General features: G+C 67.4%; 23 protein-coding genes. 3 read left to right on the top strand and 20 right to left on the bottom strand.

The features are described from left to right. Nucleotides 1-24: 24 nt before the first annotated feature. Nucleotides 25-1,617, bottom strand: coding sequence for a transcription termination factor NusA (gene nusA / locus AC6RIC_RS01250; RefSeq protein ID WP_454654326.1), 1,593 nt, complete (start codon nucleotides 1,615-1,617; stop codon nucleotides 25-27). 5 nt (nucleotides 1,618-1,622) lie between these two features. Beyond that, a complete protein-coding gene (gene rimP, locus AC6RIC_RS01255; protein WP_499734798.1) occupies nucleotides 1,623-2,315 on the bottom strand; it encodes a ribosome maturation factor RimP in 693 nt (230 codons plus the stop codon). Nucleotides 2,316-2,534: 219 nt separating this feature from the next. Here rimP and AC6RIC_RS01260 point away from each other — a divergent pair, with 219 nt between their 5' ends. Continuing rightward, nucleotides 2,535-3,623: a DUF2336 domain-containing protein gene (locus tag AC6RIC_RS01260; protein ID WP_454654328.1), complete on the top strand. Its 1,089-nt coding sequence runs from the start codon at nucleotides 2,535-2,537 to the stop codon at nucleotides 3,621-3,623. Here the strand turns inward: AC6RIC_RS01260 and trmB are convergent. The 17 genes from trmB to hslV form a co-directional block, all read right to left on the bottom strand. After that, a complete protein-coding gene (gene trmB / locus AC6RIC_RS01265) occupies nucleotides 3,598-4,293 on the bottom strand; it encodes a tRNA (guanine(46)-N(7))-methyltransferase TrmB (protein ID WP_499734799.1) in 696 nt (231 codons plus the stop codon). The two genes, AC6RIC_RS01260 and trmB, sit on opposite strands and share 26 nt — an antisense overlap. A 220-nt stretch (nucleotides 4,294-4,513) precedes the next feature. Then, nucleotides 4,514-5,746 carry a methionine adenosyltransferase gene (metK, locus tag AC6RIC_RS01270; RefSeq protein ID WP_454654331.1) on the bottom strand — a complete coding sequence of 411 codons (1,233 nt, stop codon included), beginning with the start codon at nucleotides 5,744-5,746 and terminating at the stop codon, nucleotides 4,514-4,516. A gap of 129 nt (nucleotides 5,747-5,875) precedes the next feature. Beyond that, nucleotides 5,876-6,289, bottom strand: coding sequence for a helix-turn-helix domain-containing protein (locus AC6RIC_RS01275; protein WP_454654332.1), 414 nt, complete (start codon nucleotides 6,287-6,289; stop codon nucleotides 5,876-5,878). A 127-nt stretch (nucleotides 6,290-6,416) separates the two neighbouring features. Then, a complete protein-coding gene (gene lnt / locus AC6RIC_RS01280) occupies nucleotides 6,417-8,012 on the bottom strand; it encodes an apolipoprotein N-acyltransferase (protein WP_499734800.1) in 1,596 nt (531 codons plus the stop codon). Continuing rightward, complete coding sequence (locus AC6RIC_RS01285; protein ID WP_499734801.1) at nucleotides 8,012-9,001, bottom strand: hemolysin family protein; 990 nt, start codon at nucleotides 8,999-9,001, stop codon at nucleotides 8,012-8,014. The genes lnt and AC6RIC_RS01285 overlap by 1 nt, the downstream gene beginning before the upstream one ends. 12 nt (nucleotides 9,002-9,013) lie before the next feature. Beyond that, nucleotides 9,014-9,586: an rRNA maturation RNase YbeY gene (gene ybeY / locus AC6RIC_RS01290; RefSeq protein ID WP_499734802.1), complete on the bottom strand. Its 573-nt coding sequence runs from the start codon at nucleotides 9,584-9,586 to the stop codon at nucleotides 9,014-9,016. Further along, nucleotides 9,583-10,689: a PhoH family protein gene (locus AC6RIC_RS01295; RefSeq protein ID WP_499734803.1), complete on the bottom strand. Its 1,107-nt coding sequence runs from the start codon at nucleotides 10,687-10,689 to the stop codon at nucleotides 9,583-9,585. The genes ybeY and AC6RIC_RS01295 overlap by 4 nt, the downstream gene beginning before the upstream one ends. Nucleotides 10,690-10,938: 249 nt before the next feature. After that, nucleotides 10,939-12,309 carry a tRNA (N6-isopentenyl adenosine(37)-C2)-methylthiotransferase MiaB gene (gene miaB / locus AC6RIC_RS01300; protein WP_499734804.1) on the bottom strand — a complete coding sequence of 457 codons (1,371 nt, stop codon included), beginning with the start codon at nucleotides 12,307-12,309 and terminating at the stop codon, nucleotides 10,939-10,941. 106 nt (nucleotides 12,310-12,415) lie between these two features. Continuing rightward, complete coding sequence (locus AC6RIC_RS01305; RefSeq protein ID WP_499734805.1) at nucleotides 12,416-13,216, bottom strand: lysophospholipid acyltransferase family protein; 801 nt, start codon at nucleotides 13,214-13,216, stop codon at nucleotides 12,416-12,418. Nucleotides 13,217-13,299: 83 nt separating this feature from the next. After that, the gene (locus AC6RIC_RS01310) at nucleotides 13,300-13,779 is read right to left on the bottom strand and encodes a GNAT family N-acetyltransferase (protein WP_499734806.1); all 480 of its coding nucleotides are present in this window, start codon (nucleotides 13,777-13,779) and stop codon (nucleotides 13,300-13,302) included. A gap of 71 nt (nucleotides 13,780-13,850) precedes the next feature. Then, nucleotides 13,851-14,537 (bottom strand): tRNA (adenosine(37)-N6)-threonylcarbamoyltransferase complex dimerization subunit type 1 TsaB, encoded by a 687-nt coding sequence (tsaB, locus tag AC6RIC_RS01315; RefSeq protein WP_499734807.1) that lies wholly within the window; start codon nucleotides 14,535-14,537, stop codon nucleotides 13,851-13,853. A gap of 55 nt (nucleotides 14,538-14,592) precedes the next feature. Next, entirely contained in the window at nucleotides 14,593-15,153 is a 561-nt protein-coding gene (locus AC6RIC_RS01320) for a NifU family protein (RefSeq protein WP_454654344.1), read from the bottom strand. 102 nt (nucleotides 15,154-15,255) lie between these two features. Next, complete coding sequence (locus tag AC6RIC_RS01325) at nucleotides 15,256-15,750, bottom strand: universal stress protein (RefSeq protein ID WP_454654345.1); 495 nt, start codon at nucleotides 15,748-15,750, stop codon at nucleotides 15,256-15,258. A 74-nt stretch (nucleotides 15,751-15,824) separates the two neighbouring features. Then, the gene (gene trpS, locus AC6RIC_RS01330; RefSeq protein WP_454654347.1) at nucleotides 15,825-16,874 is read right to left on the bottom strand and encodes a tryptophan--tRNA ligase; all 1,050 of its coding nucleotides are present in this window, start codon (nucleotides 16,872-16,874) and stop codon (nucleotides 15,825-15,827) included. Nucleotides 16,875-16,920: 46 nt separating this feature from the next. After that, the gene (gene murJ, locus AC6RIC_RS01335; RefSeq protein WP_499734808.1) at nucleotides 16,921-18,492 is read right to left on the bottom strand and encodes a murein biosynthesis integral membrane protein MurJ; all 1,572 of its coding nucleotides are present in this window, start codon (nucleotides 18,490-18,492) and stop codon (nucleotides 16,921-16,923) included. Then, the gene (gene hslU / locus AC6RIC_RS01340; protein ID WP_499734809.1) at nucleotides 18,492-19,802 is read right to left on the bottom strand and encodes an ATP-dependent protease ATPase subunit HslU; all 1,311 of its coding nucleotides are present in this window, start codon (nucleotides 19,800-19,802) and stop codon (nucleotides 18,492-18,494) included. Before hslU ends, murJ begins: the two co-directional genes overlap by 1 nt. 38 nt (nucleotides 19,803-19,840) lie before the next feature. Next, a complete protein-coding gene (gene hslV, locus AC6RIC_RS01345) occupies nucleotides 19,841-20,410 on the bottom strand; it encodes an ATP-dependent protease subunit HslV (RefSeq protein WP_291656294.1) in 570 nt (189 codons plus the stop codon). A gap of 361 nt (nucleotides 20,411-20,771) precedes the next feature. On the opposite strand from hslV, the gene AC6RIC_RS01350 reads away from it, so the two are divergent. Together AC6RIC_RS01350 and AC6RIC_RS01355 are read left to right on the top strand one after the other, a co-directional pair. After that, a complete protein-coding gene (locus tag AC6RIC_RS01350; RefSeq protein ID WP_499734810.1) occupies nucleotides 20,772-22,886 on the top strand; it encodes a methyl-accepting chemotaxis protein in 2,115 nt (704 codons plus the stop codon). 299 nt (nucleotides 22,887-23,185) lie between these two features. Further along, entirely contained in the window at nucleotides 23,186-23,536 is a 351-nt protein-coding gene (locus tag AC6RIC_RS01355; protein WP_499734811.1) for an Atu4866 domain-containing protein, read from the top strand. 79 nt (nucleotides 23,537-23,615) lie between these two features. Here AC6RIC_RS01355 and AC6RIC_RS01360 read toward each other — a convergent pair whose 3' ends face one another. Next, a complete protein-coding gene (locus tag AC6RIC_RS01360) occupies nucleotides 23,616-24,239 on the bottom strand; it encodes an NAD(P)-dependent oxidoreductase (protein ID WP_499734812.1) in 624 nt (207 codons plus the stop codon). Nucleotides 24,240-24,266: the final 27 nt, after the last annotated feature.

The raw sequence follows: 24,266 nt of genomic DNA on the forward strand, positions 1-24,266 counted from the left end.
CCGCCTTCACCGCGAAGGTTCCTATCAGGCCTCGGCCGCCTCGTCGGCTTCCGCCTCAGGCTCCTCGGCCGGCGCCTCGACCCAGCCCGCATGGATACGGGCCGCCATGATGATCGCTTCCGCGTCCTGGCGCGACAGGTCGAACCCGTCGAGATAGCCGGAATGACGGGTCGACTCGCCGTCCTTGCGCTCGGTCCAACCCACGAGATCGTCCGTGGCGCAGCCCGCGAGATCCTCGACGGTCTTCACATCGTTCTCGCCGAGCGCAACCATCATGGAAGTGGTGACGCCATCGACCTCGCGCAAGGCGTCCTCGACACCGAGCGCACGGCGCTTTTCGTCCAGCTCCGCCTCGACGGCGGCGAGATGCTCCTGCGCGCGGCTCTGGATCTCGCCGGCGGTGTCCTCGTCGAAGCCCTCGATCGAGGCGAGCTCGGAGAGATCGACATAGGCGAGCTCCTCGACATTGCGGAAGCCTTCCGAGGCGAGAAGCTGGCCAACCGTCTCGTCGACGTTCAGCGCGTTCATGAACAGGTCGGTGCGCTGCACGAATTCCTTCTGGCGGCGCTCCGACTCCTCGGCTTCGGTCAGGATGTCGATATCCCAGCCGGTGAGCTGCGAGGCGAGGCGGACGTTCTGGCCACGGCGGCCGATGGCGAGCGAGAGCTGCTCGTCGGGAACCACGACCTCGATCTTGTCGGCTTCCTCGTCGAGCACGACCTTGGCGACCTCGGCCGGCTGCAGCGCGTTGACGACGAAGGTCGCGACATCCGGCGACCACGGGATGATGTCGATCTTCTCGCCCTGAAGCTCGCCGACGACGGCCTGCACGCGCGAGCCACGCATACCGACGCAGGCGCCGACCGGGTCGATCGAGGAATCGCGCGAGATCACGGCGATCTTGGCGCGCGAACCGGGGTCGCGGGCGACAGCCTTCACCTCGACGATACCGTCATAGATCTCGGGCACTTCCTGGCCGAAGAGCTTGGCCATGAACTGCGGATGGGTACGCGACAGGAAGATCTGCGGGCCGCGCGGCTCGCGGCGCACGTCGTAGACATAGGCGCGGGCCCGGTCGCCGACCTTGAAGGTCTCGCGCGGGATCATCTCGTCGCGGCGGATGATGGCTTCGCCACGGCCGAGATCGACGAAGACATTGCCGTACTCGACGCGCTTGACCGCGCCGTTGACGATCTCGCCGATGCGATCCTTGTACTCGTCGTACTGGCGGTCGCGCTCGGCCTCGCGCACCTTCTGGACGATGACCTGCTTGGCCGACTGGGCGGCGATGCGGCCGAAATCGAAGGGCGGCAGCGGATCGGCGATGACGTCGCCGGCCTGGGCGGCCGGGTTATGGCGCTTGGCCTCGTCGACCGTGATCTCGATCGCCGGGTTCTCGACGGTGTCGACGACCTGGAGGTGGCGGGCGAGGCGCAGTTCGCCGGTCTTGGTGTTGATCTCGGCATGGACATCCGTCTCGGCGCCGTAGCGCGAGCGGGCGGCCTTGGCGATGGCGTCCTGCATGGCATCGACGACGATCTGGCGGTCGATCGACTTCTCGCGGGCGACCGCGTCGGCGATCTGCAGCAGTTCGAGCCGGTTGGCGCTGACGACCATGACGCTCACTCCTCTTCGTTATTGTCTTGCGGGGTCTTGCCGGCCTTGGTCGGCCGTGGTCCCAGCGATTTTCCTCGGCCCTTCCTAGGGCTGGCGATCTCTTCGGCGGAGGGCATTTCCGGCGGCAGGCCGGACTTGCCGCGGCGCAGCGACTCGGTCACGAGCGCGTCGGTCAGAACGAGCCGGGCCTCGGCGATCGCGCGCATCGGAATGGCGACGTCGCGCTCTTCCTCGCTCTTGGCGTCGTCGCGCGTCAGCAGCGCGTCCTGTCCGGCGACGCCGCGCAGGATACCCCGGAAGCGCTTGCGGCCGGCGACCGGCTCGCTCGTATCGATCTTGGCGAGATGGCCGGCCCAGCGCTCGAAATCGCTGGCGCGCACCAGTGGCCGGTCGATGCCCGGCGATGAAATCTCAAGGTGATAGGCCGCCTGGATGGGGTCGTCGACGTCGAGCGCCGGCGACACCGCCTGGCTGACCTCCTCGCAACCCTCGACATTCATCGTGCCGTCCGGCCGCTCGGCCATGATCTGCAGGGTGCAGCCGTTCTGGGCGCTGATGCGCACGCGCACCAGCCGGTAGCCGAGATCGACGATCGCAGGCTCGATGATCGCGGCAACACGCGCCGCCACGCCGCTCTCGACGACGAGGCGAGGTTCCTGATCGGGTGCCGTCATCGGCTCGTGGGTGGGTTCACTCATGGCCCGGACCGTTCCGTCTGCCTCCGGCGGGTCGCGGCCAATAAAAAAGAGCGGGCCGGTGGGCCCGCTCTTGATCATCGGCGTTAACCGATACCAGAGCTGTTGCCCGCTATTTAGTCCGCATCGCCCCGATATGCAAGCTCGGTTGCGGCGGCGCTAACCCAATGGTCATCCTTCGCGTGCAAGATGACGCAACGGTATACCGGTTGAGGATCAGGTATGAGTGCGGTCGGCTCGCTGCTGCGAGATCTCGAATCCACGATGCTGCGCGGCTCGAACGACGTGCGCGCCGACATCCTGTCGCGGCTGACGGACCTGTTCCTGGCCACAGCCGTCCATATGGACGAAGAGCAGGTCGGCGTCTTCGACGTGGTGATCGGGCGGCTGTCGCGCGCCATCGAGCTGCGCGCCCGCGTCGAATTGTCGGAGCGGATCGCGCCGGTGCCGAACGCGCCGAGCGGCGTCGTCCGCCAGCTCGCCCTCGACGAGATCGCCGTGGCGCGTGCCGTCCTGGTGCAGTCGCCGCGCCTCACCGATCAGGACCTCGTCGCGATCTCGGCCGCCAAGGGGCGCGATCATATGCTCGCCATCACCGAGCGGCCCGGGCTCGGCGAACCCGTCACCGATTTCCTGATCCTGCGCGGCGGGCGCGTCGTGACCCATGCCGTCGCGGCCAACCAGACAGCTCAGTTCTCGCGCCACGGCATGGGCGTTCTGGTGATGCGGGCGGCACAGGACGATGCTCTCCAGGCCACGCTCGGCCTGCGCCGTGACATTCCGGCCGAACTCGTCGACCAGCTCATGACCGCCGCCAAGAATTCCGCCCGACGCCGGTTGAGCGAGAGTCTCGAACCGACGCTTGCCAACGATGTCGACAGCGCGGTCGAACGCGGAGCGGACGCCATCGCGGCCGGCGGCCAGATGCCGGGCGAGCTCGGCGCGATCAGCGCGGCCCTCGTCGAAATCCGCGAGCTGAACGAAGCCGGTCTGCTCGACGAGGCCAAGGTCCGTACCTATGCCCGCGACGGCGCGACCGAGCACGCGATCTGCGGTGTCGCGGTGCTGGCGCAGCTCGGCCTGCCGGCGAGCGAGCAGATCATCCTCGGCAGCGACCGCGAGGCCGTGCTGCTGGTCGCACGCGCGCTCGGCTGGTCGTGGGAGACCACGGCGGCGCTGATCTCGCTGCGCAAGGATTTCGGCAAGTCGCAGGCCGCCGTCGACCGCGCCCGCGAAAGCTTCCGCACTCTCGCGCAGGGCACCGCCCAGCGCGTGCTCGGCTTCCTCAGGATGCGCGACGCAAAGCCGTGAGATAGCTGGAGATGCGCACCTCGCGGACCGCCTTCGCCTCGTAGCGGGTGCGGATCCAGCCGGGATAGGGCGTGCGCCAGTCGCCCGGCCGCTCGTCGGTCCAGTCGAAATCGGGCGAGGCCATCAGGCGCGACAGCGTCCAGCCGATATAATCGTCGATATCGCTGGCGAAGCGGAAACGTCCGCCTGCCCTCAGCGCGCGGGCGAACAGGCCCAGCGTGTGCTCGGAAACAAAGCGACGCTTGCGCTGGCGGCGCTTCGGCCAGGGATCGGGATAGAGCAGGTCGATCGCGTCGAGGCTGCCTGCGGGCAAGCGCGGTAGCAGAAGCGCGGCGTCGTCGTCCCAGACCCGGATATTGGTCAGTCCCTCACGCTCGGCCACGGCCAGGAACTTGGCCATGCCGTTGATGAAGGGCTCGACGCCGATGAAGCCGATCTGCGGGCTCTCGCGCATCCGCATCAGCAGATGCTCGCCGCCGCCGAAGCCGATCTCCAGCCGGACGGCCTCGACGGGTTGCGGGAACAGCGCCTTGAGGTCCGCGATCTCGCCTTCCGGCAGGCGCAGACGCGGCAGCGTGTGCTCCATCAGATGGCTCTGGCCGTCGCGCAGGGCCTTGCCCTTGCGGCGGCCATAGAAGGCGCGTTCGTCATGATCGGGGTCGTAGGTCATTCGGAATCGTCTCGCAGGAACCGAAGTCATCCCGGACAAGCGGCTTCAGCCGCGCCGATCCGGGATCCATGCCAGAGCCTATCCGATCGAGGCTCAGGCATGGATCCCGGGTCTACGCTTCGCTCCGCCCGGGATGACGGCGCGGATAGGATGCCTGTAGCAAAATGAAAAGGCCGGAGCGAACAGCTCCGGCCTCGTCAATTCAAGCGAACGCGCTGTCTCAGGCGACGGCCTTCTTCAGCGCGTCGACGAGATCGGTCTTCTCCCAGGAGAAGGAGCCGTCACGCCCGGCCTTGCGGCCGAAATGGCCGTAGGCCGAGGTCTTGGCATAGATCGGCTTGTTGAGGCCGAGATGGTTGCGGATGCCGTTCGGCGAGAGATCGACCAGCTTGCCGAGCACGTCCTCGAGCTTGGCCTCGTCGACCTTGCCGGTGCCGTGCAGGTCGACATAGATCGACAGCGGCTTGGCGACGCCGATGGCGTAGGAGAGCTGGATCGTGGCGCGGTCGGCGAGCTTGGCCGCGACGACGTTCTTGGCGAGGTAGCGCGCCGCATAGGCGGCCGAACGGTCGACCTTGGTCGGGTCCTTGCCCGAGAAGGCGCCACCGCCATGGGGAGCCGCACCGCCATAGGTGTCGACGATGATCTTGCGGCCGGTGAGGCCAGCGTCGCCGTCCGGGCCGCCGATCACGAACTTGCCGGTCGGGTTGATGTGCCAGACCGTGTCCTTGGAGATCCAGCCATCCGGCAGCGCCTGGCGGATATAGGGCTCGACGATCTTGCGGACATCGGCCGAGGTCAGCGTCTCGTCGAGATGCTGGGTCGAGAGCACGATCTGGGTGACGCCGACCGGCTTGCCGTTCTCGTACTTGACGGTGACCTGGCTCTTGGCGTCCGGGCCGAGCTTGGCCGCATCGCCCTCGCCCTTCTTGCGGGCGAGCGTCAGGATCTCGAGGATCTTGTGGGCGTAGTAGATCGGGGCAGGCAGCAGCTCGGGCGTCTCGCGGCTGGCATAGCCGAACATGATGCCCTGGTCGCCGGCGCCGACATCCTTGTTGCCGGCCTCATCGACGCCCACGGCGATATCCGCGGATTGCGGATGCAGAAGAACGTCGATCTTGCACTTCTTCCAGTGGAAACCGTCCTGCTCGTAGCCGATCGCCTTGATCGCCTTGCGCGCGGCCGACTTGACCTTGCTCTTCATCGCCTTCTCGTCGAGCGAGGTGCGGACCTCGCCGGCGATGACCACGCGATTGGTCGTCGCGAGCGTCTCGCAGGCGACGCGGACCTTGCTCGCATCCATGCCCGCCTTGGCGGCTTCCTTGAAGAACAGATCGACGATCTCGTCGGAGATGCGGTCGCAGACCTTGTCGGGGTGCCCCTCCGAGACGGACTCGCTGGTGAACAGGTAATTCTGGCGTGACACGGTCGGGGCTTCCCTGAATCGGCACATGGAAAAGGCCGGCGCAGCGACGCCAGCCCAATGAACGGTTCGTCTTCGCAGCGGACGCGTTCGCCGTCAAGCAGGAAAATCCGCTTATCGGGAGGATCGTTCGTCACACCGAACGAAAAGAAGGCGATATCACGCCGTTCCGGCGTCTTCCTCCGCCAGCGCCTCGACGAGATCGATGATCCGCCGACGTACCCGGCCGCTCTTGATCCGCGTGAAGGCCTTGGTGAGCTGTACGCCTTCACTGGTGGTGAGGAATTCGGAAATGAAGGTCGTTGCGGCGGAATCCGCGAAGCCGGATTCCGGCATATCCCCGGTCGGCGCGCCGTCGAAGAAGAAGGCCACCGGCACATCCAGCATCTTGGCGATCTGCTGCAGGCGGCTCGCGCTGATGCGGTTCGAGCCCTTCTCGTATTTCTGCACCTGCTGGAAGGTCAGCCCGAGTGCTTCGCCGAGCTTTTCCTGGCTGACCCCAGCGAGCATTCGACGCATGCGGACGCGGCTGCCGACATGCTTGTCGATGGGGTTGGGGACTTTCTTGATCATGATTCACCCTGCTTAGGCATCAGTGTCATGACCAGGAGCCGCCATCCTGGTCGGCGCGCGGTAGCCGTCCTTTATTATAGGCTTCACGGCTAATCCACCCTTCGCCGTGAAAAAGTTCCAATCGGGATCATTCTCGAACGCGCAACCGTGACAATGCCAGAAAAAGCAGCATGAACCCGGCGAAGACGAAGTCCCCTGCCCTTGCATAGAGCGTGATCGAGCCGGCGCGCGGCAGACCTGAATCCAGCACGCCCTCAACGCCGAGGGGCAAGCTCGCCACCGTGCGGCCGTAAGGATCGACCACCGCCGAAATTCCGGTATTGGCGACGCGCACCAGCGGCAGGCCTTCCTCGATGCTGCGCAGCCGCGCCTGCGCAAAATGCTGGTAGGGGCCGCTGGTCTGGCCGAACCAGCCGTCATTGGTCAGGTTCAGGAAGAAGCCGGCGCGCGGACCGCGCGCGGCGACCGCGCCCGGAAACACCGCCTCGTAGCAGATCAGCGGTGCCGCCGTCGGAAGCCCCTTGATCGCAAGCGGCGTCCGGGCGCTTCCGGCCGCGAAACCGCCGGGAATCGAGACGAACTGGGACAGACCGACCCCGCGGATCAGCGTGTCGAGGATCGGCGGCAGGTACTCGCCGAAGGGAACGAGATGAACCTTGTCATAGCCGGCGACGATGACGCCCTCATCATTGACCACCTGGATCGCATTGTAGATCGGCGGCCGGCTTTCGCCCGGCAGCGTCTCGCCGGCACGAGCCGCGCCGGTGACCAGCGTCACGTCGGGCGGGAGCACGGCCCCGATGCGGGACAAGGCGCCGGGCGTGCGGCCGAGCAGGAAGGGAAAGGCCGATTCCGGCCAGACCAGATGCGTGATGCCCTGAAGGCCGGGCGAGGTCGGGCTGGTCGCGCGGTCGCTCAAGGCCAGGTAGCTGTTGAGGATCGCCTCGCCGTTGCGGCCGTTGAACTTGGCATCCTGCGGCAGATTGGGCTGCATCAGCCGCAACTTCACCCCCGCCACGAGCGGGGAGGAGGCGGCGGGCACGCGCCAGTATCCGAAAGCAAACAGGCCAGCCAACGCGGCGAGAGCCAGAAGCGGCGGCAGGCGACGCCCGGCCGGCGTCTGCGCGGTTCCCAGAACGGCCGGAGCCGCGCCGATCGCCACGGCGAACAGGGTCAGGCCGTAGAGCCCGACCAGCGAGGCGGCCTGCGCGAGATGGATCTCGCCCGCCAGCATCATGCCGTAGACGTTCCAGGGAAAGCCGGTCAGGACATGGCCACGCAGCCATTCACTGAGCGCCAGCATCACGGCAAGCACGAGGATGCGCCCGGCGCCCTTGGGCCAGGCCAGGCGGGCGAAGCCAAAGGCGAAGGCCGGGAAGATGGCGAGGAAGGCCGGCAGGGCGACGACGCCGAGCGGCATCGCCCAGGCGAACTTGTCGGCCTCGACGAGGAAGGCGGCGCCGAGCCACCACAACCCGGCGAGGAAGAAACCGAAGCCCCACCACCAGCCGACTGCAAAGGCGGCCCGGAACCGGCGCCAGGCACTGGTGCCGACAGCGCCGTCGATCAGCCAGACCGCGATGGTCATCGGCACCGCGATGAGCGGCCAGAGATCGAGCGGCGGCAGGGCAAGCGCACCGCTCGCACCAGCGAAAAGCGCGATCAGGCGCTTCCGCCAACCCCACCCCAGGATGACGGCTTCGGCGATGCCGGAGAGCCCCATCAGCCCGGCTCCATCGCCGGTTCTTCGGCCGCGGGTTCGCTGCGGCAATGGATGGTCAGGCGCTTCACGCGGCGCTGATCGGAATCGAGGATCTCGAAGCTGAGCCCGTCCGGGCCCTTCACTATCTCTCCCAGCGCCGGGACGCGGCCGGCGAGCGTGACGATCAAGCCACCCAGCGTATCGATGTCGTCGGCGACCTCATTGCCGGACAGATCGACGCCGGTGGCAGCCTTCAGCTCGGCCAGCGTCGCGCGGGCGTCCGCCGTGAAGCGGTTCTCGCCGGCCGGGACGATTGGCGTCTCCTCGAGATCATGCTCGTCCTCGATATCGCCGACGACGATCTCGATCAGGTCCTCGATCGAGACGAGCCCGTCGGTCCCGCCATATTCGTCGATGACCAGCGCGATATGGGTGCGGGTCGACTGCATGCGGACGAGCAGATCGACGGCCGGCATCGAGGGCGGCACGTAGAGGACGGGGCGCAGAAGCTTGGTCTCGGCGAGCCGCGTCGAGAGATCGACGGCGGACAGCGTGTGCGGAATCGCGAGCTTGCCGTTCTCGTCCGGCGGCCCGTTTTCCCCCGGCCGCGCCTTCTCGGCGATGTATTCGAGGAAGTCGCGGATATGGACCATGCCGCGGGGATCGTCGAGCGTGTCGTCGAAGACCGGCAGGCGCGAATGGCCGGCGGTGCGGAAATGCGCGAGCAATTCGTCCAGCGTCGCCTCGGCCGGGACGGCGACGATATCGGCGCGCGGGATCATGACATCGCCGACGCGGCGTTCCCGCAGGCTCAGCACATTGGTGAGCATCGCGCGTTCCTGGGCAGAGAGATCGGCAAGTTCGCCATTCTCCTCGGCCAGGGCCTCGACGATTTCCTCGCGGGCGGTGCCGCCACCGCGCAGTCCAAGCCGGTCTAGGAACTGGCCCAGCCAATGGCCAAGGCCACGGCCGGCGGTTTCGTTCTGGGGTTGTCGACTGTCGTCGCTCATGATCGTGGGGGCTTACGCGGAAGAGGGAACGGGCGCCGTGACGAGTTCGGCACCGGCATAGGGATCGGCCACGCCGAGACGGGCGAGGGCGGCGACTTCGAGCGCTTCCATGCGGCGCGCCTCGGCATCGGTCTCGTGATCCTCGCCGAGGAGATGGAGCAGGCCGTGGATCGCGAGATGACGCAGATGGTCCGTCACGCTCTTGGATTCGGCCTCAGCCTCGCGCAGCACCGTCTCATAGGCGATGACGATATCGCCGAGCAGCGGGCTCTGCGCGATGCGCTCCGGCGGCGCGGCCGGGAAGGAGAGCACGTTCGTCGCCTTGTCGAAGCCGCGCCAGTCACGGTTGACGATGCGGATGCGCTTGTCGTCGGTCAGCAGCAGGCTGAGCTCGGCGCCGGGCATCGGCTTGCGCGGGGCCACCGCGATCCCCGCTTCCAGCGCCTCGTTCAGCAAGGCGCGCAGGGCCGGCAGCTTGCCGAGCTCATGCCAGCGGCGCGACTGCGCCCTGACGTCGAGGTGGATCTCCGAAGACGTCTTCTCGGGTGGCGGCGCCGTGCGCCGCCCACGAGGTCGATCGTTCATCGCGGCCGCTCCCGCGCCAACATCCGCTTCAGCCCTTCGCTGTCGCCTTCCCGGTTGAGATCCGGGGGCGTTTCGGGATTGCGCAAGCGCTCTTCCCGCTCCTCGCGCTCATGGCGCGCTGCGCTCTCATAGGCCATGACGATGCGTCGCACCAGATCATGCCGGACGACATCGCCTTCCTCAAAGCGGGCATAGCCGACGCCCTCGACATCCTTGAGCAGCTTGACCGCCTCTATCAGGCCAGAGCGCTGGCCGGGCGGCAGGTCGATCTGCGAGGGATCGCCGGTGATGATCATGCGCGAGCCCTCGCCCAGGCGGGTGAGGAACATCTTCATCTGCATCGAGGTGGCATTCTGGGCCTCGTCGAGCAGCACGACGGCATTGGTCAGGGTGCGCCCGCGCATGAAGGCGAGCGGCGCGATCTCGATCATGCCGGTCTGCAGGCCGCGCTCGACATGGCGCGCCTCCATGAAGTCGTTCAGCGCGTCGTAGATCGGACGCAGATAGGGATCGACCTTCTCGCGCATGTCGCCGGGCAGGAAGCCGAGGCGCTCGCCCGCCTCCACAGCCGGGCGCGACAGGATCATGCGCTCAACCACGCCCTGCTCGATCAGCGAGACGGCATGGCCGACCGCGAGCCAGGTCTTGCCGGTGCCGGCCGGACCTTCGGCGAGCACGAGCTCGTGGCGCTTGAGTTGGCGCAGATAGGCGTCCTGTGCGGCGTTGCGGGCGCGGACAGGCCCGCGCTTGCGGGTCACGACCGCATCAAAGGAGGTCTTGCCGGCATCGGCGGTCGGGAAAAGCGAGCGCTGCACGTTGCTTTCCTCGATCGCGCCGTCGACCTCGCCCAGCGTGACCGGCGCGCCGGCCTTGGCGCGGGCATAGAGCGTCTTCAGCACGCGCCCGGCCTGCTCAGCCGTCTCGCGGGCGCCCTTCACGGTAACGTGATTGCCATTGGGGCTGACCACGACGCCGAGCCGGCGCTCGAGATGGGCGAGGTTCTGGTCGTATTGGCCGAAGACCAGGCTCGCGAGCCGGTTGTCGTCGAAGGAGAGCACGACCTCTGTCGCCGCAAGCCCGTCACGGACCGCGCTTTCGCGCACACCGCCCTCGGGGCGGGCTGGCGCAAGGTCGCGCCGCGGGTTCCGGTCGGGTCTTTGCGTCGAATCAGCTTGTGCCAAATGCGTCGCCTCGCTTCGGGTCGGGGTGGTGGTTGGCCTGTCCCCGGCGCCTGTTCCAACCGGGCAGGAGCGCCCGGCCGGGTCGTCTCGCAGCATAACCGGACGCAACAATCTCAGCCTGATGACAGGCCGGCGCCCCTCCCTGGCAAATGGCGATGAGCCCGGACGCGCTCAAGCGGCCAAGCCCTTCCCATCCGTCTCGCCCGGCTCAGCCAGCCGGCCGAACAGGGAATTCGTGCTCGTCTTCTCGATCACCACCCGCACGATGTCGCCGATCTGATTCGCGTCGCTCTCGATCTGCACAGCCTGCAGATAGGGCGACTTGCCGGCAAGCTGTCCGGGATAGCGTCCCGCCCTTTCCAGGAGGACATCCACCGTTCGTCCGACCATGGCCCGGTTGAAGGCCTGCCGGTGATGCTCGATGCGCTCCTGCAGGCGATAGAGCCGCTCGTTCATCAACTCGCGCGGCACCTGCGCTTCGAGATCGGCCGCCGGTGTGCCGGGGCGGGGCGAATAGTTGAAGGAATAGCTGGAGGCGAAGCCGATCTCGTCGACGAGACGGATCGTGTCCTCGAAATCGGCATCGGTCTCGCCGGGGAAGCCGACGATGAAATCCGAGGACAGCGCGATATCGGGCCGGGCCTTGCGGATGCGTTCGATCAGGCGGCGATATTCGTCGCCGGTGTGCTTGCGGTTCATCGCGGCGAGGATGCGGTCCGAGCCCGCCTGCACCGGCAGATGCAGGAAAGGCATGACCTGCGGCAGATCGCGATGGGCCGCGATCAGGTCGTCGTCCATGTCTCTGGGATGGCTGGTCGTATAACGGATGCGGACGATGCCCGGCACCTCGGCAACGCGATGCATCAGGCGCGCCAGACTCCAGACGGCACCGTCCGGCCCCTCGCCATGATAGGCGTTGACGTTCTGGCCGATCAGGGTGACGTCGCGCACGCCGGCCTCGGCGAGGCGCTCGACCTCGGCCATGATCTGCGCGACCGGCCGCGAGAATTCGGCGCCGCGCGTATAGGGCACGACGCAGAAGGCGCAGAACTTGTCGCAGCCTTCCTGCACGGTGACGAAAGCCGAGACGCCGCGCGCCAGAATGGCCTGGCGCTTCGGCGCCGGGAGGAAGCCGAACTTGTCCTCGACCGGCAGGTCGGTATCGACGACGCGGCGCTTAGCCGTCTCGGCCAGAAGCTCCGGCAGGCGGTGATAGGCCTGCGGCCCGACCACGAGGTCGACGGCGGGCTGGCGGCGCTGGATCTCGCCGCCCTCGGCCTGGGCGACGCAGCCGGCGACGACGATCTTCGTCTCCTGGCCCTCGGCGCCTTGCGCCTTCTTGATGTCGCGCAGCTTGCCGAGCTCGGTATAGACCTTCTGCACCGCCCGGTCGCGGATATGGCAGGTGTTGAGCAGGATGAGATCCGCGCCCTCCGGCGTCGCCGTCTCCTCATAGCCCTGATGGCTCAGGATGTCGGCCATGCGCTGCCCGTCATAGACGTTCATCTGGCAGCCGAAGGACTTGATATGGACTTTCTTCATCGGCGCGGATCGGGTCTCCAAAGCGCATCCTTTACTGCGGATCGGGCGCCTTGGGAACGGCCGCGGGGCGCAGGGGCAAGATAAGCAAGCGGCGGACCAACCGGGGTCACGCCTCCGCGCGGCCGGTGACGGCCCGCTGGCGGGCTCTGCGAACGGATGCTTCGGCGAGCCGCGTCGCTTCCTTGCGTGAGGTCGCCCGGCCCATCACGATCGGTTCACCCCAGACCAGCTCGACATCGACCGCGCCGCATTCCAGCACATGCTTGAGATGCGGCCAGAGCTCGGTATCGCCGTACCAGGCGAGCGCCGCCCGCCCGTTGCGTCCGCCCGGCAGGTTCTGCCAGCCGGTATAGGTGATGGTCAGCGGATAGACCGTCACATCCGCCGTGGCGTCGCCCATCGCCTGATGCGCGGCGCCGAGCAGGGAGGAGCGGAAGGGCAGGATGCGCGTGCCGTCGCCCGTGGTTCCCTCGGCGAAGAGCACGACCTCCTCGCCATTGGCGATGCGCGCCCCCATGGTGGCGGCCATGCCCGCGGTCGCGCTGCGGCGCTGGCGGTCGAGATAGAGCGTGCGCTGGAGATTGGCGAGGAAGCCGACCACCGGCCATTCGCCGACCTCGCTCTTGGCGACGAAGGCCAATTCGCGCTCGGCACCGATCACGCCGATATCGAGCCAGGAGACGTGGTTGGCGACGATCAGCGCCCCGGTTCCGGCCGGCGGCGGAGCCCCTCGCACCTGCCGCCGGACGCCGAGGCACCAGCAGGTCAGGCGATGGAAGCGCAGCGGCAAGGCCCCCCGCCGCGAGGGCATGACCCGCATCACGACGAGCTGGGCGAGGACGAGCCCGAGCGTGCCCGTGCACAGCATCGCCAGACGGGCGAGCGCACCGAAGCGGAGTCCGTTCATGCTGAGGCGGGTCCGATCATCGGTGGAGCGGCGGTCTCATTGGGGATTCAGAATGTCGTCAATGGCGCGATTGCGCCGGCTTGTCACGCGAGATCGAGCCGCATCGCGATCGCGGTCGCGCGGGTGCCGTCGAGCTTGGGGTAGTAGCCCTTGCGCCGCCCGACCTCGCGAAAGCCGAAATGGCGGTAGAGCCGCTCCGCCGGCAGGTTGCCGTCCTCGACCTCGAGGAAGACATGGATCGCGCCCGCCTCGGCCAGTCGCGCGAGATGTGCCGCCAGAAGCGCGCGGCCAAAGCCGCCGTTGCGGCGGGTGGGCGCGACCACGATGCTGAGAATCTCCGCCTCGTCGGCAGCCTTGCGGGAGATGACGAAGCCTTCGGGGTGGTGGCCGTCGCCACTGAAGACGCCATCGGCGACAACCGCTGCATCGGCAATCAGCGCCGCGCATTCGGCCGGCTCCCAGCCGCGGGCGAAGCCGCCGCGATGATGCAGCGTCGCGACATCAAGGGCGTGGCCCGCATCGAGCCGCATCGTGCGCGGCGGTGCCGAATCAGGGTGAAGCAATTTGCGTAGCCAATCCATGCCGCCTGTTCGCACAGGCCGACGAAGCGGCAACCACCATTTGGGGGATGCGCTCACCGGCGCGGCAGGCGGGCTTTGTCCTGCGGCGTCGTCTCGGGCGCCTTCAGGTAGAGCGGGCGGGGCGGCGCGCTTTCGGGATCGGCGATGAAGCCGAGCCGGGCGACCCAGGCGATATCGGGCGCCTTGGCATCGTCGATCACCAACGCGTCGAGACCGATCGCCCAGGCTTCGTTGGCGACGGCGAGCGCCGAGGACCCGACGAGGCTGACCGGCCCTGCGCCGATGGCACGGGCCGCGTCGCGATAGCTGACCTGCCGGAGGGAGACCAGCGGCTTACCCTCGGCCGTAAGAGCCTGGAACCAGACCTGGCCGTGTTTGGCATCGAGTGCGGCGGCGATGACCCGGCCCGATTCGCGCCCGATCAGGGGCGCGGCACAGGCCGCGACCGTGGTGACCCCGACCGCCGGGATGCCGGCGGCGAAGGCAATGGCGCGGGCCGCGCTGACGCCGACGCGCAAGCCGGTATAGCTGCCGGGGCCGACGGTCACGGCGACGCGCGAGAGCGAGCCGAAGCCGCCCTCGACATCCTTCATGACACGCTCGACCAGCGGCATCAGCGCCTCGGCATGGCCGCGATCCATGGCGATCTGCTCGATCGCCAATGGCTTCGCCATGTCGGCGGTATCCAACACGCAGGCCGAGCAGGCGCCGAGCGCGGTATCGATCGCGAGAATGCGCATCAGGATGTCATTCCGCGAAAAGCCCGGCTCATCGTCACCAACAGTTCCGCTTTGCTCAGATGGCTTCGACTTCGCGCACATCCGGCAGGAAGTGGCGCAGCAGGTTCTGGATGCCGTGCTTCAGCGTCGCAGTCGAGGAGGGGCAGCCCGAGCAGGAGCCCTTCATCGCGAGATAGACCGTGCCGTCGCGATAGCCGCGGAAGGTGATGTCGCCGCCATCGCCGGCCACCGCCGGGCGGATGCGGGTTTCGAGCAGGTCCTTGATCGTCTCGACGGTCTGCGCATCGGCGGGGTCGAAGAACTCGCCCTCCTCGATCACATCGGCGGCCGAGCCGGCAGCGAGGACCGGGGCGCCCGACATGAAATGCTCCATGATCGCGCCGAGGATCGCGGGCTTGAGATGCGGCCATTCGCCGTCCGACTTGGTGACGGTGATGAAATCGGAGCCGAGGAAGACGCCGGACACGCCGGACACGCCGAACAGGCGCTGAGCCAGCGGCGAACGCTCGGCATCCGTGACATCGCGCAGGTCGAGCGTGCCATCGGGCATGACGGCGCGGCCGGGAAGAAACTTGAGTGTCGCCGGATTCGGCGTGGCTTCGGTCTGGATGAACATGGACTTGCCTCCGGTACCGGCGATTCAAGGTCGCCGTTCCTGGCTCCGATATAAGCCGCCGGCTGGAATCATTCCAGCGGCATGGAATCGCAGGTCGTCGCCTCAGGCGAGGGCGTCGATCTCCTCGTCTTCCAGATGGCCGGGCACGATGGCGACGGGGATCGGGAAGCTCGCCGAGGATTTGCCCGCGAGCGCGCTGACGAGCGGGCCCGGCCCCTTGCTGCTCGTCCCGGCTGCGAGCACGAGCAGCGAGATATCCTCGTCCTCTTCGATCAGCTTGACGAGCTCGTCGGCCTTGTTGCCGACACGCACGACCTTCTCCGGTTCGAGCCCGGCCAGCGTCCGCACCGCTGCGGCCGCGGTTTCAAGGCGCTTCTCGGCCTCGGCCTGGGCTTCGGCCAGCATCACCTCGCCGACGCCGAGCCAGGTCTCATGCTCGGGCGGGGTGGCGACGCCGAGCAGGACGATCGAGGCGCCGACGCGGGCGCAACGGCGCGCGGCGAAGCGAATCGCCTTGGCGCATTCCTCGCTGCCGTCGACCACGGCGAGGAATTTCGGGCGATGGCCCGTCTCGTAGGACCGCCGTCTCTTGACCATGAACTGTCCTGCCGCCGCTTCAGGGACGGGCATGGTGGCCTGCGCCGGCACCCCGGCGCAAGTGCACCCTTACGTCACCGGCTCCGCACGAAGCCGACGATGTCCTTGACCTCGCGCATGATCGGCGCGGCGATCGCATCGGCCCGATCGGCGCCCGCGCCGAGGATGTCGTCGATGTGCTTCGGGTCCGCCAGCAGGCGGCGCATCTCGCCGGCGATGGGCGCAAGCTTCTCGACCGCGAGATCGACCAGCGCAGCCTTGAAGCCGGAGAACTGGCCGCCGCCGAACTGCTTGAGCACAGCGTCCTTCGAGATGCCGGAGAGGCCGGCATAGATGCCGACGAGGTTCTCCGCCTCAGGCCGGCCTTCCAGCCCCTTCTCCTCGGAGGGCAGCGCCTCCGGATCGGTCTTGGCCTTGCGAATCTTCTGGGCGATGCCCTCGGCATCATCGGTCAGGTTGATGCGCGAATAATCGGAGGCGTCCGATTTCGACATCTTCTTGGTGCCGTCGCGCAGGCTCATGACGCGCGGCGCCGGGCCCTGGATCATCGGCTCGGGCAGCGGGAAGAAACCGAGTTCGCCCGTGCCGAGGCCGCGTTCGGCGATCTGCGGGCCGAAGTCGTTGTTGAATTTCTGGGCGATGTCACGGGTCAGCTCCAGATGCTGCTTCTGGTCTTCGCCGACAGGCACATGCGTCGCCTTGTAGAGCAGAATGTCGGCCGCCATCAGGTTCGGATAGGCATACAAGCCGACCGAGGCGTTCTCGCGGTCCTTGCCGGCCTTCTCCTTGAACTGGGTCATGCGGTTCAGCCAGCCGAGGCGGGCGACGCAGTTGAACACCCAGGCAAGCTCGGCATGGCCCGGCACCTGGCTCTGGTTGAAGATGACGCTGCGCTTGGGATCGACGCCCGCCGCGATATAGGCGGCCGTGACCTCGCGGATGGCGCGCTTCAGGTCGGCCGGGTCCTGCCACATCGTGATCGCGTGCATGTCGACGACGCAATAGATGCACTCATGCGTATCCTGCATCGCGACCCAGTTGGTCAGCGCGCCCAGATAATTGCCGAGATGCAGCGTCGAGGTCGGCTGCATGCCTGAGAATACGCGCTGATGAAAACCCGACATGGGGCACTCCGCCGTCACGATGGAGAAGGGAAGCGGCGCTTCTGGCTCAACCCCGCCGCTTGCGCAAGGGGAGAGCACCGAAGGCACCCAGCGTCCAGCCCGCGGCGCCATAGGTCGCGAGCCCCGCAAGGCAGAGCAGGCCGAGCGCTCCGACCCGGTGCAAGGCCGGCTGATCGAAGGCCAGCGGCCCGTTCAGCAGCCTGAGCAGCAGTTCGAGCACGGCGAGCATGATCGCACTGGCCGCGAGGCTGGCGGCGATCGGCCGCAAGCTGCTCACGCTCGGACGCCAGATGCCGTCGCGCAGCAGCGCCCCGCCAAGCAGGGCAGCCTGCGCCACGAAGGCGAATGTCGCGGCGAGCGCCGCCATCCCCGCAGCATTGCCCTCATGAGCGAAGCAGAAGCCGATCAGCGCAGCAACCAGCACCGCGAGGCCGCCGGAGATCAGAGGGAGGCGCGGGGCGCGACGGGCGAAATAGACCTGGCCGAAGACCTTTGCGGCTATGGCGAAAGGCAGGCCGTAGCCGAAGGCGGCGAGCGCCGCAGCCGTGCGGCCGCGATCGGCGGCATCGAAGCGGCCATATTCGAACAGCGCCGAGACGATCGGCTCGGCTAGGGCGACGAGCGCCGTCGCAGCCGGCAGGGCGAGCGCGAGGCCCAGCGCCAGAGCTTGCCCCAACATGGCGTCAGGACCTTCCCGGTTCGCAGTCAGCGCCATGTCGGACAATACGACGGTGCCCATCGCGACGCCGACGAAGCCGAGCGGGAGCTGGAAGACGCGGTCGGCATAGTAGAGCGCGGCAACGGCGCCCGGACCGATCGATGCGATCTGCGTCGCGACCAGCAGGACGAGCTGTGCGGCGGAAGCGGCGAGCAAGGTCGCGCCGCCCGTGCGGACGAACCGCGTCATGTCCGGCGACCAGCGCAGGGTCGGACGCGGCAGGCCGGGACCGCGCAGCGCCAGCAGGATCATCCCGAGATGGGCAAGGCCGGTCAGGCTGGTGCAGAGCGCGAGCCAGCGCGCGCCGGTTTCCGGCGGCGTGCCCTTGGCGTGCAGCAGCAGGAGCACGACGAGCAGGATCGCGTTCATCAGGGCCGGGGCCAAGGCCGCGACGGCGAAGCGCTTCTCCGCATTGAGAAGCGCCGCCAGCATGGCTGCCAGCGTCGTCAGGAACAGGAAGGGCAGCATCAGCCGCGTGTAGGACGCCGCCAGCGCCAGGGTTTCCGGCGCGTCGGCGAAGCCGCCGGCGAGACCCAGCACCAGCCAGGGCGCAAACAATTCGCCCAGGCCGACGAGCACCAGCAGCAGCAGGCCGACCTGCCCGGCCGCCTCGCCGGCAAAGCCGTGCGCCGCCGCCTCGCCGCGCTCGCCCTTGATCGCGAGATAGAGCGGCACGAAGGGCGCATTGAGACCGCCTTCGCCCAGCACGCGCCGAACGAGATTGGGCAGCCGCAAAGCCGCCAGGAAGGCATCCGCCACCGGCCCGCCGCCGAGGAGGCGGGCGATCAGCACGTCGCGGGCGAAGCCGAGCAGGCGTGAGGCGATCGTGGCCGCGCCAACGACAGCGGAATCGCGTGCGAGACGGGACGATTCCGGCGCCGATGCCGCCGGCTTCTCCATCAGAGAATGAACCGGCTCAGGTCGGCATTCTTGGCGAGGTCGCCGATGCGGGCCTCGACATAGGCGGCGTCGATCGTCACGGCCTCTCCGGAACGATCCGGCGCCGTGAAGGAGATCTCGTCGAGAATGCGCTCGATCACGGTCTGAAGCCGGCGGGCGCCGATATTCTCGACCGTGGAATTCACCTCGACGGCGATCCGGGCGATGGCGTCGATCGCGTCGGGCGTGAAGGTCACGCTGACCTCCTCGGTCGCCATCAGCGCCACCGACTGCTTGATCAGGCTCGCCTCGGTCTCGGTCAGGATGCGCTTGAAATCCTCGATGTCGAGCGGGTTGAGCTCGACGCGGATCGGCAGGCGGCCCTGCAATTCCGGCAGCAGATCGGAAGGCCGCGAAACGTGAAAAGCGCCGGACGCGATGAAGAGGATGTGGTCGCTCTTCACGGCGCCGTGCTTGGTCGCGACCGTCGTGCCTTCGATCAGCGGCAGCAGGTCGCGCTGCACGCCTTCGCGCGAGACATCGGCGCCGCCCTTGCCCTCGCGGGCGCAGATCTTGTCGATCTCGTCGAGGAAGACGATGCCGTTCTCCTCGACCTCGCGGATCGCGGCCTGGATGATCGCATCCTGATCGATCAGCTTGTCGCTCTCCTCCGCCAGCAGCGGCTGGTAGGCATCCTTGACCAGCACGCGCTTGGGCTTGCCCTTCTGGCCGAAGGCCTTGCCGAGCATGTCGGAGAGGTTGATCGCGCCGATCGAGGCGCCGGGCATGCCGGGAACCTCGAACATCGGCGCGGATGCACCGGCTCCAGCCGTCATCTCGACCTCGATCTCCTTGTCGTCGAGCTCGTTGGCGCGCAGCTTGCGACGGAAGGAATCGCGCGTCGCCTGGCTGGAATTGGCGCCGACGAGGGCATCGAGCACGCGCTCCTCGGCCGCGACATGGGCCTTGGCCTGAACATCCTTGCGCCGGCTCTCGCGCACGAGGGCGATCGCGACTTCAAGGAGATCGCGCACGATCGATTCGACGTCGCGGCCGACATAGCCGACCTCGGTGAACTTGGTCGCCTCGACCTTCAGGAAAGGCGCATTGGCGAGCTTGGCGAGCCGGCGGGCGATCTCGGTCTTGCCGCAGCCGGTCGGTCCGATCATCAGGATGTTCTTCGGCGAAACCTCCTCGCGCAGCGGCCCTTCGAGCTGCTGGCGGCGCCAGCGGTTGCGCAGGGCGATGGCGACGGCGCGCTTGGCGTCCCTCTGGCCGACGATGAAGCGGTCGAGTTCCGAGACGATCTCGCGAGGGGAAAAGCTGGTCATTGCGGTGCTGTATCCGGTGAACGGGCCTGGTGGGAACGTCAGGCCGCTTCGAGCGTCTCGATGACGAGCGAATGGTTGGTGTAGACGCAGATATCGCCGGCGATCTTCATCGCCTTGCGCACGATCGCTTCGGCATCGGGCTCGACATCGATCAGCGCGCGCGCCGCCGAGAGCGCATAATTACCGCCGGAACCGATCGCCATCACCGCGCCGTGCTCGCTCGCTTCAGGCTCCAGCACGTCGCCGGTGCCGGAGATCAGGAGCGAAACCTCCTTGTCGGCGACAAGCAGCATCGCCTCCAGCCGGCGCAGATAGCGGTCGGTGCGCCAGTCCTTGGCGAGCTCGACGCAGGCGCGCAGCAACTGGGTCGGATATTGCTCGAGCTTCTTCTCGAGGCGCTCGAACAGCGTGAAGGCATCGGCGGTGGCGCCGGCGAAGCCCGCGATCACGTCGCCCTTGGCGAGGCGGCGGACCTTGCGGGCATTGCCCTTCATGATGGTCTGGCCGAGCGAGACCTGGCCGTCGCCGCCAATGACGACGCGCCCACCCTTGCGCACCATCAGGATGGTGGTGGCGTGCATCACGGGGGCATTGCTGTTTTCGGACATGGGATGGCTAACCGGAGATCGGGACGGGGCGGCGGATGACGTCAAACATGTTCAGGCGAGGCGGCTCTATCAAGGGGCAGGCCGGCAGGCCACCCCAGCAGGCCAGGGGCCGAACGTGAATCATAAGCCGAGTCATCATGGATTATCGGAGGCGAATGTCAGCTTTCGTGATGCAGCGGCAACTGTAGTGATGATGAGCGAGCTCTTGCTACGAGAAAGTCGTTCGCATTCGGCAACGCAGCGGCAGCAGAAGCGGAACTTGCCAAAGTGCTAAACTTTTAAGCAGTTTTTTATGATTGTTGCGCAAGGGTCGGGTTTAGAACGGCTTCCGTTGTGGGGGGCCCGCCTCGGGACGCCATTCATGAAATCCATCCGCCTGAAAATCCTCGCCATGCTGGCCATTGTCGCCGCCGGCGCCATCCTGTCGGCGATCATCAGCATCTATGGCCTGCACAAGGCCGACGATCTGAACAACCGTTCCGATATCCAGGCCAGTGTCGCGCTGCAGACCCAGCGCATCAACGGCATCGTCACGGCCGTCGTCATGGAATCGCGTGGCGTCTACATGGCGAAGAATCCTCAGGAAGCCGCGACCTACGCCAAGGGCATCGAGGATCGCTTCCCGGCGCTGCGCAAGTTCACCGCCGATCTGAAGAAGGTTGCTCCGGCGGAAGAGCGCGCAGTCGTCGATCAGATCGCCAAGGCGGTCGATGAATTCATCGTCTTCCGGACCGAGACCGCTCGGCTCGGGCGCGAAGTTTCTCCGGCAGCCGCGAACGAGCAAGGGAACAACGAAGCCAATCGCGCCAACCGCAAGGCTCTGAACGATCTGCTGATCAGCTTCAGCCAGCGCGTGGAGAAGGCCAGCATCATGGTTGGCGACGAGGCGACCGCCTTCACCCGGCAGGTGCAGTGGCTGATGCCGATCATCCTGCTGACGACGCTTCTGGTTTCGGTCGGTGTCGCGCTCGTCTTCGCGCAGCGCTCGATCACCCGCCCGATCCTCGACCTCAGCCAGGTCATGGATAAGCTGACCGCTGGCGATACCAGCGTCAATGTCCCCCATTCCGAGCGTCCGGACGAGATCGGCGCCATGGCGCGTGCCGTCTCCGTTCTGCGCCAGAGCACCGAGCAGGTCGCCTTGCTGCAGGAGCAGGAGCGCGCCGCTGCGGCCGCGCGCCTCGCCCGGGCGCAGTCGATGGAAGCGGTGGTCTCGGATGTCGGTGAGGTCGTCGCCGCGGCCGCGGCCGGTGATTTCTCGGCGCGCCTGCAGATCGACGATGCCGACGAACAGATGCAGCGGCTGGTCGCCGGCATCAACGAAATCAACGCGGTTGTTGACGGCGCGACGACGGAGTTTGCGGAAGCGCTCTCGGCGATCGCGGGCGGCGACCTGACCAACCGGATCGAGACGGGCTATCGCGGCCGCTTCGCCGACCTGAAGGGCGCGATCAACGAGACGGTGGACCGCCTCTCGGACACCGTCGCGACGATCCAGACGACCTCGGCGGATGTCGGCCTCGCCGCGCGCGAGATCAACATGGGCGCCGACGACCTGTCGAAGCGCACCGAGGAGCAGGCCTCCTCGCTGGAGGAGACTGCCGCCACGACCGAGGAACTCGCAGCCTCGGTCAAGGCCTCGGCCCAGGCCTCGAAGGACGCGGCCCGGATCGCCGACGAGGCGATGCAGGCAGCCGAGAGCGGCGGCACCATCGCCGGCCAGGCGGTCGACGCCATGGCAAGGATCGAGACCGCCTCGCAGAAGATCTCCGACATCATCCGGGTGATCGACGACATCGCCTTCCAGACCAACCTCTTGGCGCTCAACGCGGCGGTCGAGGCGGCCCGCGCCGGCGAGGCCGGCAAGGGCTTCGCGGTGGTGGCCTCCGAGGTGCGGACCCTGGCGCAGCGCTCGGGCGAGGCGGCCAAGGACATCTCCGGGCTGATCTCCTCGTCCAATGCCGAGGTCGGCGAGGGCGTGAAGCTGGTGCGTCAGGCCGGCGACCAGCTCGCCCGCATCCTCGCGGCCTCGCAGAAGGTCGCGGCGACGATCGCCGACATCTCGGCAGCCTCGGGCGAGCAGGCCAACGGCATCGACGAGATGAGCCAGGCGGTGGCGCATCTCGACGAGATGACCCAGCAGAACGCGGCCCTGTCCGAGCAGAGCGCCGCTTCCGCCAATTCGCTCTCGGGCCGGATCGAACAGCTCAACGCGCTGGTCGCAACCTTCCGGACCAACCGTGAGGCTGCAGGCCAGACGGCCTACGCCCAGCCGGCGACGGGACCGCGCGCCGTCAAGGCGCCGATGCGGGCGGCGCGGCCTGCTCCCGTTGCCGTGTCCGACTCCGGCGAGCCGGCGCGGCTGCGCCAGCTGGCCGAGGCCGCCTTCGTCCAATCCAAGGCCATGCCCGCCCCGCGCAAGGTCGCCAATGGCGGCAGCGGCCGGGCCAGCGACTCCGGATGGGAGGAGTTCTGAGAGCAACCAGCCTCCGAACCATCCTCGAACACGACATGTGCGGCGCCCCAAAAGGGCGCCGTTTGCGTTTCAGGCAAAAATTCTGGCGCCGCATCTTGCGGAGGCCCGCTTGCGACCTATCTCCGTGACAGGCGCCGGAGCTTTGCTCGATCACGACGCCGCCCTCGCACATTCAATTCGTGACGTTCCTCGACCGACTCGCCGGAGTCGATCGATGCCGCACCGCTTGCTGACAGGTCCCGACGGGGATGTCTGCGACAAGCGGTTTCAGCCGTCACCACCACAGGGAGACGAAAACCATGCAGTTCAGCCAGGTTCTTCAGGCTCTCGGCCAGTTCGCGTCCGGCTTCGCGCCGGCCAGCCGTACCGTCCGCCCGCTCGAGATCGATTTCGACACCGCCGACACGCTCGGCCCCTTCGAACAGGCCGCGATCGGCCAGTGGAAGACCGAGGACGGATCGATCCTGATCGACCTCAGGCCCGACGGCCAGTTCCACAAGGCGAAGCCCGCCGCCGGCGCCAACCATGTCGGCCGCTACGCGGTCGACCGCTCGAAGCTCTATTTCGAGGGCGAGACGGGTTGGGTCGCGCTCGGGAAGCTGAAGCGCGGCACGCTCAGCATCGGCGAGAAGCGCTTCCGCAAGGCGTAATCGCGATCGCACTCCGCTCAATAAAGAAGGGCCGCGCCTCCCTCCGGAGGCGCGGCCCTTTTCTTATTGGCGCGAGAAATCAGTAGCCGACCGTGAAGCGGCGGCGGCTATGGGTCGGCTTCTCCAGCTCGTCGACGAGGGCGATCGCATAGTCCTCCGCCGAGATCGAGCTGTTGCCCTTAGCGTCGGCGAGAAGCTGGTCAGTGCCGAGGCGGAATGTCCCGGTGCGCTCGCCCGGCTGGATCAGGGCCGAAGGCGAGAGGAAGGTCCAGTCGAGACCCTGCTCCTGCTTCAGCAGGTCGAGGAAAGCGCCGCCCTTGCGGGCTTCGTCGAGATAGATGGCCGGGAATTCCGGCGTGTCGAAGAGCTGCACGCCCGGCGCGACCTCGAGGCTGCCGGCGCCGCCGACGACGAGATAGCGCTTCGCGCCCGACTGCCTGACCGCCGCGAGCAGAGTCTGCGGGTCACTGGCGGTGAAATGCACGGCGCTGATCACCGCGTCATGGCCGGCAAGGAGCCTGGCGAGCCCGTCCTTGTCGAAGACGTCTCCCTTGACGGCGGTGACGCCGGGCAGGGCGGCGATCTTGTCGGGATTGCGGGCGATGGCGGTGACGGCATGGCCGCGGGCGGAGAGTTCGGCCAGCAGGCGCGAACCGATGAATCCGCTGGCGCCGATCAATGCGACCTTCTTGGCGACTTTCATGACAGGGGCTCCTTGTTGTGGTATCCA

Source organism: Allobosea sp. TBD101, from assembly GCF_059817965.1.

What these genes read in the sequence shown, in the direction of transcription:
- lnt (WP_499734800.1), bottom strand. Translation starts at nt 8,012, where the DNA reads ATGGGGCTCTCCGGCATCGCCGAAGCCGTCATCCTGGGGTGGGGTTGG.
- ybeY (WP_499734802.1), bottom strand. Translation starts at nt 9,586, where the DNA reads ATGAACGATCGACCTCGTGGGCGGCGCACGGCGCCGCCACCCGAGAAG.
- AC6RIC_RS01350 (WP_499734810.1), top strand. Translation starts at nt 20,772, where the DNA reads ATGAAATCCATCCGCCTGAAAATCCTCGCCATGCTGGCCATTGTCGCC.
- AC6RIC_RS01360 (WP_499734812.1), bottom strand. Translation starts at nt 24,239, where the DNA reads ATGAAAGTCGCCAAGAAGGTCGCATTGATCGGCGCCAGCGGATTCATC.
- hslU (WP_499734809.1), bottom strand. Translation starts at nt 19,802, where the DNA reads ATGACCAGCTTTTCCCCTCGCGAGATCGTCTCGGAACTCGACCGCTTC.
- hslV (WP_291656294.1), bottom strand. Translation starts at nt 20,410, where the DNA reads ATGTCCGAAAACAGCAATGCCCCCGTGATGCACGCCACCACCATCCTG.
- rimP (WP_499734798.1), bottom strand. Translation starts at nt 2,315, where the DNA reads ATGAGTGAACCCACCCACGAGCCGATGACGGCACCCGATCAGGAACCT.
- trpS (WP_454654347.1), bottom strand. Translation starts at nt 16,874, where the DNA reads ATGTCGGGTTTTCATCAGCGCGTATTCTCAGGCATGCAGCCGACCTCG.
- tsaB (WP_499734807.1), bottom strand. Translation starts at nt 14,537, where the DNA reads ATGCGCATTCTCGCGATCGATACCGCGCTCGGCGCCTGCTCGGCCTGC.
- metK (WP_454654331.1), bottom strand. Translation starts at nt 5,746, where the DNA reads ATGTGCCGATTCAGGGAAGCCCCGACCGTGTCACGCCAGAATTACCTG.
- trmB (WP_499734799.1), bottom strand. Translation starts at nt 4,293, where the DNA reads ATGACCTACGACCCCGATCATGACGAACGCGCCTTCTATGGCCGCCGC.
- murJ (WP_499734808.1), bottom strand. Translation starts at nt 18,492, where the DNA reads ATGGAGAAGCCGGCGGCATCGGCGCCGGAATCGTCCCGTCTCGCACGC.
- miaB (WP_499734804.1), bottom strand. Translation starts at nt 12,309, where the DNA reads ATGAAGAAAGTCCATATCAAGTCCTTCGGCTGCCAGATGAACGTCTAT.
- AC6RIC_RS01325 (WP_454654345.1), bottom strand. Translation starts at nt 15,750, where the DNA reads ATGGTCAAGAGACGGCGGTCCTACGAGACGGGCCATCGCCCGAAATTC.
- AC6RIC_RS01285 (WP_499734801.1), bottom strand. Translation starts at nt 9,001, where the DNA reads ATGAGCGACGACAGTCGACAACCCCAGAACGAAACCGCCGGCCGTGGC.
- AC6RIC_RS01275 (WP_454654332.1), bottom strand. Translation starts at nt 6,289, where the DNA reads ATGATCAAGAAAGTCCCCAACCCCATCGACAAGCATGTCGGCAGCCGC.
- AC6RIC_RS01260 (WP_454654328.1), top strand. Translation starts at nt 2,535, where the DNA reads ATGAGTGCGGTCGGCTCGCTGCTGCGAGATCTCGAATCCACGATGCTG.
- AC6RIC_RS01305 (WP_499734805.1), bottom strand. Translation starts at nt 13,216, where the DNA reads ATGAACGGACTCCGCTTCGGTGCGCTCGCCCGTCTGGCGATGCTGTGC.
- AC6RIC_RS01320 (WP_454654344.1), bottom strand. Translation starts at nt 15,153, where the DNA reads ATGTTCATCCAGACCGAAGCCACGCCGAATCCGGCGACACTCAAGTTT.
- nusA (WP_454654326.1), bottom strand. Translation starts at nt 1,617, where the DNA reads ATGGTCGTCAGCGCCAACCGGCTCGAACTGCTGCAGATCGCCGACGCG.
- AC6RIC_RS01355 (WP_499734811.1), top strand. Translation starts at nt 23,186, where the DNA reads ATGCAGTTCAGCCAGGTTCTTCAGGCTCTCGGCCAGTTCGCGTCCGGC.